This is a genomic window from Dactylosporangium sucinum, from assembly GCF_014647515.1.
GTDB classification, from domain to species: Bacteria; Actinomycetota; Actinomycetes; order Mycobacteriales; family Micromonosporaceae; genus Dactylosporangium; species Dactylosporangium sucinum.
The window spans coordinates 167,471-177,714 of the sequence record NZ_BMPI01000017.1; the positions used below are offsets into that span (position 1 = coordinate 167,471).

Sequence of the window (10,244 nt, forward strand, 5' to 3'; positions counted from 1 at the left end):
GCCGTGGTCGGCCCTTGCCGCTTTTGCCAGCTTGCCCCAGGACGAGTCTGGCCTCTCCCGATCGGCGAGCTTGCGTTCCACTGCCCGCCAGGTCATTTCATCGACGATCGGCGACCATGCCCCCTCGACCATGATCGCTCCATATAGCGTCGACTTCGCCATGTTGCGCGGCGAGCGCAGCAAGAGCCGTACGGCCACATTCGTCCATTGACCTGAAGGGTCATAGCTCCGCTTGCGGTCGATCCGCGACCGGGCCGTCCCCGGATCCGGCGCCGACGTGGTGAAGCCAGCCTCGTTCCACTCGCGAGCGATCGTCGTGAGGGCCTTGCCGTCCAACACTGCGTGGTATGCCGTCAGCACGGCCGCTGCCTCATCCTCGCGTAGAGCGCCGTCCATCTCGTAGCCGAACGGTCGCCGGATCCACTGAGGCTTGCCAGCGGCTATCCGCTGGTCGTTGGCAAGGATCTGTCGCTCCGCCTTTCGTTCGGTCTCGGCGGATGCGACGGCCGCCAGAATCCGAGCGACCATGCGGCCAATGTCCGTGGTCAGGTCGATGTCCCCGGTGGCTGTTGCGAGTCCGATGTCCCGCTCCACTGCCAACTCGATCAGGGACTCCAGGTCCTTCATCGAACGGGTTACCCGATCAAGGTGCCAGGCGACGATCAAATCCGCCTCGCCCGCCTCAACCATCCGGACTACGCGTTGCCAACCTGCTCGATCGGCGAGCCGCGTGGTGGTTGCCGAAATCGTATCGTCAAGCACGGCAACCACTTCCCACCCTCGCGCCAGCGCCCGGCACGCCTGCTCCTGACGTTCCAGGCCCGCACCCTCACTCGTCCCATCCATGCTCATGCGCAGATACAGCACGGCTCGAAGCGCTGTTGCCGCGGGCGACGAAGCTTTCATGGCGCGGCGCCTGGCGAAGCTCTTGATACGGGTTGTGGTGGCCATAGGGCCATATTAATTCTTTGTGCTGCCCAACACAAAGTGAGAGCATCCGCCGCTCTACCAGCAATTTCAGGCCACGGCCCCGGCCGTCCGTGCGCGCGTGAGCACCCCCGAGGGCGACGGCCGCGTGGTCGGCCACAGCGTCCCGCGCGACTCGGTCATCGTGCGCATGGACGCCGACGGCTCCCGCTGCTCGTGCAGCCGGGCCTCGGTGTGCGGCTCCCGCCAGGCCTACGAGGAGCGCCACGGTTAGTCGATCTCGATCGGCTTCTCCATCAGGTGTACTTCGAGTGGCCGCCGCGGCTCGAACCAGGACGCGTCCGGGCGCGTCGCCGCTGAGGCGTGCCAGCGGCGGCCGGTCTGCCGGACGCCCACCGGGTAGATGGTGAGGCCGCCGTCGGCGCGGAAGTGCAGGCGCAGGAAGCCCTTGTAGCCGGTGATGCCCTGGCCCGCGAACAGCTCGTTGAGGTTCACGTCGAACTTCGCGGCGATCAGGAGGTACAGCGCGAACAGCTCGCCGGCCGCGACGGCGGACAACGGGAAGTACAACACGATCGCCAGCAACACGGGCAACGGCCAGGCCAGCTCGGCGAACGGAAGGCTGAGCCACGCCCAGGTGCCCAGCAGCGCCAGCCCCACGAACGCGGCCCCGTGCAGCAGGCCGAGTATCCAATGCCGGGGGCGGCGCTGGCCGGAGGTATGCGGCATGGCCAGCAGGCAGGTGCCCAGCACGTCGATCACGGTCATCAGCACGGCCGGCACGGTGACCAGGCGCTGCTCGACGCCGGAGATCACGCGGTCGGCCGCGTTGACGAAGGCGAGCATGGTCAGCGTCTGCAGCAGCCCCAGCAGCCCCAGGAACATCGCGTTGCGCCAGGGCAGGCGCCAGAACACGCCGAGCGCCAGCCCGCGCGACCGGGCCTTCGTCGGGTACGTGGCGGCGAGCCCGAACTCCTGCGTCGGCGAGGCGTTGCGGACCAGCGAGCGGCGGGGCGGCACCTCGATGGCCTCGGGCAGCTCGTGCGTCGGGTAGAGGTACGCGCCACCGCCGCCGCAGGTGATCAGCTGGCGGCCGGGGCGCTCGTACCGCGCGTAGTGGTGCAGGTCGCCGGAGATCATCAGCCGGACGTCGGCGCCGGTGGGGGCGATGACGGTGCGCACGAAGTAGTCGAGCGAGTCGTAGGCCTTCGGGTCGTCGGACGACTCGACCCAGCTCGGCGCCGGCGGGCAGATGATCACCTTGTCGCCCGGGCCCATGCGGGCGGCGACCCGGTTGAAGTACCTCAGCTGCGGATCGTCGATGTAGGCGCCCGGCTGCACGTCCGTGCCGAGCAGCCACCAGCGGTTGGGCAGTTGGACGGCGAAGTAGGAGCGCGTCTGCCGGGTGCGCCACCCGCCGACCGCCCCCTCGTTGCCGCGGACGAAGAGCCGCAGGAACGCCGTGAGCCCGTCGTACCAGTCGTGGTTCCCCGGCACGGCGTACATGCGCGGCTGCTGCTTCGGGGCCACCGGCAGGGCGGCGCGGAACGGCCCCTTGAAGCGGTCCTCGTACTGCTGGCCGCTCGCGGTCGGGTACACCTGGTCGCCGCCGAGCACGAGCACCTCGCCCCGCGGCAGCTCCTGGCCCTCGACGGTCAGGCTCGGCTGGGCGACCAGGTAGGCCACGGAGTAGGTCGCGTTGAACCCGTCCCCGGTGTCGGCGACGTAGTCGACCCACAGCTCCCCGGTGTCCGGCCAGTCGTCGCCGCCGTCGGCGTCGCCGCTGAACCCCTGCGCCTCGCGCAGGATGCGGCCCGGGAGGGCGTCCTGGAGCTCGCGCTTGTCGAGGTAGGCGCCGAAGAGGTCGGCGAGCACCACCCGCACCGCGGTGCCGCTCAGCAACACGGGACTCAGCCACGGCACCGCCCGGCGGGGCGTGAACCCCATCTGGTCCGGGTCGAGCCCGCTGGGCCGCCGGTCGACCGTCGGCACGTCCCCCTCGTCGGGCAGCGGCAGCAGCGGCTCCCCCGGCTGTGCCGTCAACTCCCCGGGCGCGGCCGGCATATCGTCGGGCATCACGCGCCGGACGTTACCCTCGCCACCCGGGAACGGGAATCCCCTCGCGCACCCCCGGGGTCCGTGCCGTACACTGATGAACCGTTGCCGCCTTAGCTCAGTCGGCAGAGCGATTCACTCGTAATGAATAGGTCGACGGTTCGATTCCGTCAGGCGGCTCAACAGGGCAGGCGCCCTCCACCCCCGGGTGGAGGGCGTCTCTCGTTTTCCGGGCCTGCGGGCATCCGGCCTGATGGCCGGCTCAGAGCTGGACGCGGGTGACGCCGCCCACCGGGCCCGACGGGACCGCCGGCGGGGTGTAGCGCAGCTCGGACAGCCGGCTCGACCAGCGGGCGCGCAGGTCGTCCGCCGCCGTGAAGGCGTCCGCGGCCGGCTGGAGGAAGCGGGTGCCGACGCGGGCCGCGGCCTCCACCAGGGCCGTCGAGGACCGGCCGGTGAGCGGGGACCGCAGCGTCACCGCCTCCGCCGAGGTCGCGACCCGGGCGATCGCCTCGGCGAGCTCGTGGCGCAGGACGGCCACCCAGTCGGCCAGCGCGTCCACATAGGACCCCGTTGCCATGAGGCGGCCGCACATGGTGGCCGGGTCGTCCGTGGTGCCGAGGTGGCCCGTCAGCGAGCGCCACACCGTCGTGAAGGCCTCGGCGCCAGTGCCCTCCCAGGCGCCCGCGTCGACGTCGCCGGTCAGGAGGCGGTGCTCGTGGGCGAAGCGGTCGGCCACGGCGCGCACCTCGCCGGCCGCCGCCCGCAGCGCGCGCTCGTCCAGCCGCAGGCCGAAGCGGAGGACGTCGCCGGGGAGGGCGCCCACCTGCCGGAGCAGCGGCCAGACGGGGTCGCCCGGCGGGGCGCCGCGGTCGGTCAGCGTGCCGTCCACGCGCTGCAGGAGGTCGTGGCCCACCTCGGCGAGCCGGTCGAGAGCGTCCGCCATCAGTCGTCGGCCTCGCGGTAGTTGGCGGCCACCAGACGGAGGGTGTGGGCGGTGTCGGCCAGCCGGGCGCCGTGGGCGGCCGACTCGCGGCCGCGGGCGACCAGGGCCGTGGTCAGGTCGCGGTGCAGGTCGCGGGCCAGGTCGCCCAGGCCGCCCGGGGCGTCGGCCGCCAGCACCGCGGCGCCGGGGTCGATCAGGCCCATCGTGGTGCTCGTCGCGGCCAGCTCGTCGCCGGCGGCCTCCAGGCGCGCGGCCAGGTCGTCGAGTCTCATGCCGGACCCCCGTGCAGTGCGCGGTAGTCGCCGAACGTCTCGGCGTGCAGCTTCTGGCGGGCCCAGGCGGCCGCGTCCCCGGCGGAGGCGACGGCCTCGCGGACCGAGCGGGAGACGTCCGCCGCCGTCCGGGCCTGCAGCCGCGGCTCGATGTGCAGGTCGCGGATCGTGCCGTCGGCCGTGACCACGACCTCGACCAGGCCGTCGGCCGAGCGGACGGTGACCTCGACGGTCCGGACCGCCTTCTCGAACTCGGCGAGCAGCGCGTCGATGCGGCGGTAACGCTCCACCGCCTCTTCGATCCACGACTCGTCGATCTCCCGCGCCATGTCGCCCCTCCCGGGGTGACCGTACGGCACCCCACGGTAACCGCGGAAGGGCCAAGCGCGGCCTGTGGATAACCGGGCTAACCGGGATGGCGTTCGCGTGGTGGTCGGAGGTTTCGCAGTACCGCGGCGAACTCCAACGCCGTCGAAGCCACTCGCTGCGCGCCCAGGATGGCCTGCTCCCAGGTGCCGTTGAGGCCGGACCCGAATTCGATCTGCACGTCGCCGTCGTCGACGAGCATGATCATGTCCCCCTCGTCCTCGGTGATGACCGCGTTGATCGCCCGTAGGTCCAGCGTGACGATCGGGGTGAGCTCTTCCCGGTCGGTGGTCATGTGGCGGCCTCCCAGCACGCGCGCATGGAACGGGGAGGGGTGCGGCGCCGCGCGGCTCGCAGCATGTGGACGGCGCCGCACCCCGGTCGGTGGAGCCCTCGAAGAGCGGGTGTTTCTGCAGGTGAAGCGTGGTGACGCGGAGCCGGACCGCCCAGTCCGGCCCCGCGCTGAGCACTACTATAGACATGATGGCCCTAAGGCCACAAGGTCTATGGTCGATTGACCTTCGTAAGGTCTCGGACATGATCTCCCGGAGTTCCGGCCTGTCGCTCTATCGGCAGGTCGCGGACGCGATACGGCAACAGATCATCAGCGGTGAGCTGGCGCCGGGCAGTCTGCTGCCGTCCGAGAAGTATCTCGCCGAGGAGCACGACGTCGGCCGGGACACGATCCGCGACGCCATGGCTCACCTGCGCGGCGAGGGCCTGATCGAGAGCAAACGCGGCTATCGCAGCCGCGTTCGCGCGGTCGTCCCGCGCGAGCGGATCTGGCTGCATCCGGGCGAGATCGTCACCGCCCGCATGCCCACGCCGGCCGAGAAGAAGGAACACGGCATGAACGAGGGCGTGCCGGTCCTGGTCGTCGGCGAGCAGGCGTATCCGGCCGATCGCTTCGAGTTCGGCCGCGAGCCGGAGTAGTCCGTCCGCCGTCCCGGTTGACATCGCCGCCACGGCGGCCTTCGGCGTGCCTGCGTGGGGATGCGTGGCTGCTGCCCACGCGGTTTAGTGGCCGTGTCGCCGAGGTCCGGCGGACTGCCGGGCGACCCCGCGGTTGAGGCCCGGGCGACGGGCCTGCTTGCCGAAGTGCAGGCGGAGTAACGCGGATCACCCGTAAAGCGTTTGATGATCGCTGCCCCGCGAACCGATGCTTGTGGCAAGCAAGTATCGGCGAAGGGAGGCGCGGCGTGTACGAGGACAACGAGCATGCGGCCATCGCTCGGCAGGTCGGGCGCTTCATGCGGCTGTCCGAGCGGCTCTTCGCGACGCTCAGGTGGAACGAGGCCGGGCGGGGGCTCGAACGGCCCGCGTACGTGCTGCTGAGCCGGATCGCGGTCGACGGGCCCTTCCGGATGAGCGCGCTCGCCGCCGACGTGTGCCTCGACCTCTCCACGGTCAGCCGGCAGGTCGCCGCGCTGGAGCAGGCGGGCCTGGTCCGCCGCGCCCAGGACCCGTCCGACCGGCGGGCCAGCCTCGTCGAGATCACCGAACTGGGCACCGAGGTCTTCACGGAGAACCGGGACCGCTGGATCGCCACCTGGCAGGAGCTGCTCGCGGGCTGGACGCCCGAGGAACGTCAGATCTTTGCCGCCCTCTTTACGCAACTCAACCAGTCGCTTGCCGAACGGTTGCCTGGCACCATCTCCGAAAGGGACGCCCGATGACGACAGCGCCGCCGGACCAGAAGCCGGAACACGCCCGGCCCAACCTCGCCCACAAGCAGATCATGCTGCTCATGGGCGGCCTCATGACCGGGATGCTGCTGGCCGCGCTCGACCAGACCATCGTCGGCACCGCGTTGCCCACGATCGTCGGTGACCTGGGCGGCCTCGACCACTACTCGTGGGTGGTCACGGCGTACCTGCTCGCGTCGACCGCGTCGACCCCGCTCTACGGGAAGATCAGCGACCTCTACGGCCGCCGGCCGGTGCTGCTGTTCGCGATCTCGACCTTCCTGCTCGGCTCGCTGCTCGCCGGCCTGTCCCAGGACATGACCCAGCTGATCATCACGCGGGCGGTGCAGGGCATCGGCGCCGGCGGGCTCATGACGCTCGCCTTCACGATCGTGTCCGACGTGGTCGCACCGCGGGAGCGCGCGCGGTACCAGGGGCTCTTCGGCGCCGTCTTCGGCATCTCCTCGGTGGCCGGCCCGCTGGTCGGCGGCTACTTCGCCGAGAACGACTGGCGCTGGATCTTCTACATCAACGTGCCGCTCGGCATCTTCGCGCTGTACGTCTGCAGCCGCGTCCTGCGCCTGGTCCCGCATCAGCGCCGCGACCACCGCATCGACTACCTGGGCGCCGGCCTGATGGTGGCCGCCGTCAGCGCGATCCTGCTGGCCCTGTCCTGGGGCGGCAACGAGTACTCCTGGGGCTCGCCCACGATCCTCGGCCTGTTCGCCGCCGGTGCCGTGCTGACCGCGCTGTTCATCGTCGCCGAGGTGCGCGCCGAGGAGCCCATCCTGCCGCTGCGGCTGTTCAAGCGCTCGACGTTCTCGCTGGCCAACACCGCGACGTTCATCCTGGGCTTCGCGATGTTCGGCTCGATCATCTATGTCCCGCTGTACCTGCAGATCGTCAAGGGCGCCTCGCCCACCGGCTCCGGCCTGCTGATGCTGCCGATGATGGCGGGCGTGATCGTGACCTCGATCGTCGCCGGTCGGGTCATCAGCAAGATCGGGCGGTACAAGTGGTTCCCGGTCGCCGGCACGGTCATCATGGGCTCCGGCCTGCTGCTGTTCACGACGCTCGAGGTCGACACGCCGCTGTGGCAGGCGTTCATCTACATGACCGTCATCGGCGTTGGCCTCGGCATGGCGATGCAGCCGCTGATCCTGGCCGTGCAGAACGCCGTCGACCTGCGTGACATGGGCGCCGGCACGAGCGCCGCCACGTTCTTCCGGTCGCTGGGCGGCTCGGTCGGCGTGGCCGCACTGGGCGCCGTGATGAACAACCGCCTGAGCGAGCAGATGAGCGGCAACGGCATGAGCGGCGTCTCGATCAACGCCCCGGCCGAGGTGCGCAAGCTGCCCGCCCAGGTGCTGTCGATGGTCGAGCACGTCTTCGTCAACGCGCTGCACCCGGTGTTCCTGGTGGCGGCGATCGTCGCCCTGGTCGGCACGGTGGTCACGATCGCGCTGCCGAACCGTCCGCTGCAGGGCGGGACCCCGCTGCCGAAGGAGTCGGAGGAGGACGCCGCCGCCGACATGGAGGCCAAGGTCGCCGCCTTCTAGTTCGCCGATCTTGCAGTTGTGGTGCCGGATAAAGTGGGGCGAATCCCTGCGCAACCGGCACCACAACTGCAAGATCAACGCGCTCTTCACATGTGGCGCAGCGCACATTACCGTGCAGTACATGCGCAGCACGATGATGCAGACACCCCTCCTGATCTCCCGCATCCTGCAGCACGGGTCGACCGTCCACGGCGACTCCGAGGTCGCCACCTGGACCGGCGAGGGCGCCCGCCGCACCAGCTACGCCGAGATCGGCCGCCAGGCCGCCCGCCTGGCCAACGCGCTGCGTGACGACCTCGGGGTCACCGGCGATCAGCGGGTCGGCACGCTGATGTGGAACAACGCCGAGCACCTGGTCGCGTACCTCGCGGTGCCGAGCATGGGTGCCGTGCTGCACACCCTCAACCTCCGGCTCTTCCCGGAGCAGCTCATCTACATCGCCAACCACGCCGAGGACCACGTGGTCGTCGTCGACTCGACGCTGATCCCGCTGCTCGCCGGCGTGCTGCCGCACCTGACCACGATTCGCCACATCGTGGTCGTCGGCGGTGGCGACACTGAGAAGCTGCAGAAGGACGGCGTGGCCGTGCACCGCTGGGACGAGCTGCTCGACGGGCGGCCCGAGACGTTCGACTGGCCGGCCGTCGACGAGGACGACGCCGCCGCGCTCTGCTACACCAGCGGTACCACCGGGAATCCGAAGGGCGTCGCGTACTCCCACCGCTCGATCTACCTCCACTCGATGGAGGTGTGCATGGCGGAGAGCTTCGGCCTCGGGCCGCAGGTCCGCGACCTGTGCATCGTGCCCATGTTCCACGCCATGGCGTGGGGGCTGCCCTACGCGGCGATGATGTCCGGCGCGTCGCTGGTCATGCCCGACCGCTTCCTCCAGGCGGCGCCGCTCGCCCAGATGATCGCTGTGGAGAAGCCGACCTTCGCCGGCGCGGTGCCCACGATCTTCACCGACCTGCTCGGGTACCTCGACGCCAACCCCACCGACACCTCCTCGCTGAAGGAGGTCGTCATCGGCGGCTCGGCCTGCCCGCCCGCCCTCATGCACGCGTTCAAGGACCGGTACGACATCGAGGTCATCCACGCCTGGGGCATGACGGAGATGTCGCCGCTCGGCTCGGTGTCCCGCTCGCCGTACGGTGTCGAGGGCCCGGAGGCGTGGGCGTACCGGTACACCCAGGGCCGCGTGCCGGCCGGGGTGGAGGCGCGGATCGTCGGCCCGGTCGGCGAGGTCATGCCGAACGACGGCAAGGCGGTCGGGGAGTTGCAGGTCAGAGGCCCGTGGATCACCGCGCAGTACATCGGCGAGGACGGGCCCGACCCCGACAAGTTCGAGGACGGCTGGCTGCGCACCGGCGACGTCGGCACGCTCACGCCGAACGGCTACCTGACCCTGACCGACCGGGCCAAGGACGTGATCAAGTCGGGCGGCGAGTGGATCAGCTCGGTCGATCTCGAGAACGCCCTGATGGCCCACCCGGCGGTGCTCGAGGCCTGCGTGGTCGGCGTTCCGGACGACAAGTGGGGCGAGCGTCCGCTGGCCACGGTGGTACTGCGGGAGGGCGCGACGGCCGACGCCGAGACCCTCCGCGAGTTCCTGGGCGACAAGGTCGCCCGCTGGCAGCTGCCCGAGCGCTGGTCGTTCATCGAGTCGGTACCGAAGACGAGCGTCGGCAAGTTCGACAAGAAGCGGGTCCGGGCCAGCTACGCGGACGGTGGCCTCGAGGTGGTAGAGATCTAGGCGTGACCGGTCCGGAGCGAAGCGGAGGCCGCGTGACTCGTGCTGCCAAGCTGGCGCTCTTCATCACCGGCGCGGTGGTGCTCTGCGTCGTGGCGGCGTGCGGCGTGGCCCTGGCACTGCGGGACTGGGTGCCGGGCCTCGCCGGCTGCGCCGACATCACCGCACCGACAAAGACCGCCGTGAGCACCCAGAAGGTGCGCATCGAGCAGCTGTGGCCCCGGCTCGCGCCCGTCCAGTCCGTGCACTGGCAGGAGCGCGAGGCCCGGGCCCGCAGCTGCCCGGAGATCGGCCCGATGGACTACGTGATGAACGGCTTCGCGGTCGTCACCGCCGAGCGGGCCGAGGAGCTCGCGCAGGGCACGGTCCGGCCGAGCGCGTCGGCGTCGCCGTCGCCGGGGCCGCTGCCGAGCACCGCGGCGCCGCCGCAGCAGGTGCCGCCCGACCTGCTCCCGTTCGCCCCGCCCGACCCGACCTGGGTCGACATCGGCGACCACCTGCTGCTCGACAAGCGCTCGGCGACCGTCTACTTCACGCGGACGACGAGCTAAGGCCTGTTTCATGACTGGGGCCCGCCGCAGCCCGGCCCCAGTTGTGAGACAGGGCCTCACTGGACGTTTGATTCTGGTTGGGATGGATAACGTCCGGTCCGCCCATCGACAGTCACTACCCACGTGTGCCTGA

10 protein-coding genes, 1 tRNA gene and 2 pseudogenes are annotated in these 10,244 nt (G+C 70.5%); 7 read left to right on the forward strand and 6 right to left on the reverse strand.

All coding sequences use genetic code 11. The features are described from left to right. Positions 1–69 precede the first annotated feature (69 nt). A pseudogene (locus IEZ31_RS59390) lies at positions 70–951 on the reverse strand (recombinase family protein); the annotation flags it as partial. Between the two features lie 49 nt (positions 952–1,000). On the opposite strand from IEZ31_RS59390, the pseudogene IEZ31_RS19555 reads away from it, so the two are divergent. Next, a pseudogene (locus IEZ31_RS19555) lies at positions 1,001–1,201 on the forward strand (regulatory iron-sulfur-containing complex subunit RicT); the annotation flags it as partial. Here the strand turns inward: IEZ31_RS19555 and IEZ31_RS19560 are convergent. Beyond that, positions 1,198–3,003, reverse strand: coding sequence for a glycosyltransferase family protein (locus IEZ31_RS19560; RefSeq protein ID WP_190251355.1), 1,806 nt, complete (start codon positions 3,001–3,003; stop codon positions 1,198–1,200). The pseudogene IEZ31_RS19555 and the gene IEZ31_RS19560 sit on opposite strands and share 4 nt — an antisense overlap. Before the next feature lie 86 nt (positions 3,004–3,089). Between IEZ31_RS19560 and IEZ31_RS19565 the strand changes: the two genes are divergently transcribed. Further along, positions 3,090–3,162, forward strand: a tRNA-Thr gene (locus IEZ31_RS19565). A gap of 82 nt (positions 3,163–3,244) precedes the next feature. Here the strand turns inward: IEZ31_RS19565 and IEZ31_RS19570 are convergent. From IEZ31_RS19570 to IEZ31_RS19585, 4 genes are all read right to left on the reverse strand, one after another. After that, positions 3,245–3,928 (reverse strand): WXG100 family type VII secretion target, encoded by a 684-nt coding sequence (locus tag IEZ31_RS19570; RefSeq protein WP_190251326.1) that lies wholly within the window; start codon positions 3,926–3,928, stop codon positions 3,245–3,247. Continuing rightward, complete coding sequence (locus IEZ31_RS19575; RefSeq protein ID WP_190251327.1) at positions 3,928–4,200, reverse strand: hypothetical protein; 273 nt, start codon at positions 4,198–4,200, stop codon at positions 3,928–3,930. The genes IEZ31_RS19570 and IEZ31_RS19575 overlap by 1 nt, the downstream gene beginning before the upstream one ends. Then, the gene (locus IEZ31_RS19580) at positions 4,197–4,529 is read right to left on the reverse strand and encodes a YbaB/EbfC family nucleoid-associated protein (protein WP_190251328.1); all 333 of its coding nucleotides are present in this window, start codon (positions 4,527–4,529) and stop codon (positions 4,197–4,199) included. The genes IEZ31_RS19575 and IEZ31_RS19580 overlap by 4 nt, the downstream gene beginning before the upstream one ends. A gap of 77 nt (positions 4,530–4,606) precedes the next feature. Then, entirely contained in the window at positions 4,607–4,861 is a 255-nt protein-coding gene (locus IEZ31_RS19585; RefSeq protein WP_190251329.1) for a hypothetical protein, read from the reverse strand. A 128-nt stretch (positions 4,862–4,989) separates the two neighbouring features. Between IEZ31_RS19585 and IEZ31_RS19590 the strand changes: the two genes are divergently transcribed. The 5 genes from IEZ31_RS19590 (at position 4,990) to IEZ31_RS19610 (ending at position 10,111) form a co-directional block, all read left to right on the forward strand. After that, positions 4,990–5,499: a winged helix-turn-helix domain-containing protein gene (locus IEZ31_RS19590; RefSeq protein WP_190251330.1), complete on the forward strand. Its 510-nt coding sequence runs from the start codon at positions 4,990–4,992 to the stop codon at positions 5,497–5,499. A 266-nt stretch (positions 5,500–5,765) separates the two neighbouring features. Next, complete coding sequence (locus IEZ31_RS19595; protein ID WP_190251331.1) at positions 5,766–6,242, forward strand: MarR family winged helix-turn-helix transcriptional regulator; 477 nt, start codon at positions 5,766–5,768, stop codon at positions 6,240–6,242. Next, complete coding sequence (locus IEZ31_RS19600; protein ID WP_190251332.1) at positions 6,239–7,810, forward strand: MDR family MFS transporter; 1,572 nt, start codon at positions 6,239–6,241, stop codon at positions 7,808–7,810. Before IEZ31_RS19595 ends, IEZ31_RS19600 begins: the two co-directional genes overlap by 4 nt. 121 nt (positions 7,811–7,931) lie before the next feature. Then, entirely contained in the window at positions 7,932–9,563 is a 1,632-nt protein-coding gene (locus IEZ31_RS19605) for a fatty acid--CoA ligase (RefSeq protein ID WP_229835530.1), read from the forward strand. A gap of 32 nt (positions 9,564–9,595) precedes the next feature. Further along, positions 9,596–10,111 (forward strand): hypothetical protein, encoded by a 516-nt coding sequence (locus tag IEZ31_RS19610; RefSeq protein WP_190251333.1) that lies wholly within the window; start codon positions 9,596–9,598, stop codon positions 10,109–10,111. Positions 10,112–10,244 lie beyond the last annotated feature (133 nt).

Bases quoted from the DNA above. Each gene is read 5' to 3' on its own strand.
- IEZ31_RS19560 (WP_190251355.1), bottom strand. From the start codon at position 3,003: ATGCCCGACGATATGCCGGCCGCGCCCGGGGAGTTGACGGCACAGCCG.
- IEZ31_RS19570 (WP_190251326.1), bottom strand. From the start codon at position 3,928: ATGGCGGACGCTCTCGACCGGCTCGCCGAGGTGGGCCACGACCTCCTG.
- IEZ31_RS19575 (WP_190251327.1), bottom strand. From the start codon at position 4,200: ATGAGACTCGACGACCTGGCCGCGCGCCTGGAGGCCGCCGGCGACGAG.
- IEZ31_RS19580 (WP_190251328.1), bottom strand. From the start codon at position 4,529: ATGGCGCGGGAGATCGACGAGTCGTGGATCGAAGAGGCGGTGGAGCGT.
- IEZ31_RS19585 (WP_190251329.1), bottom strand. From the start codon at position 4,861: ATGACCACCGACCGGGAAGAGCTCACCCCGATCGTCACGCTGGACCTA.
- IEZ31_RS19600 (WP_190251332.1), top strand. From the start codon at position 6,239: ATGACGACAGCGCCGCCGGACCAGAAGCCGGAACACGCCCGGCCCAAC.
- IEZ31_RS19605 (WP_229835530.1), top strand. From the start codon at position 7,932: ATGCGCAGCACGATGATGCAGACACCCCTCCTGATCTCCCGCATCCTG.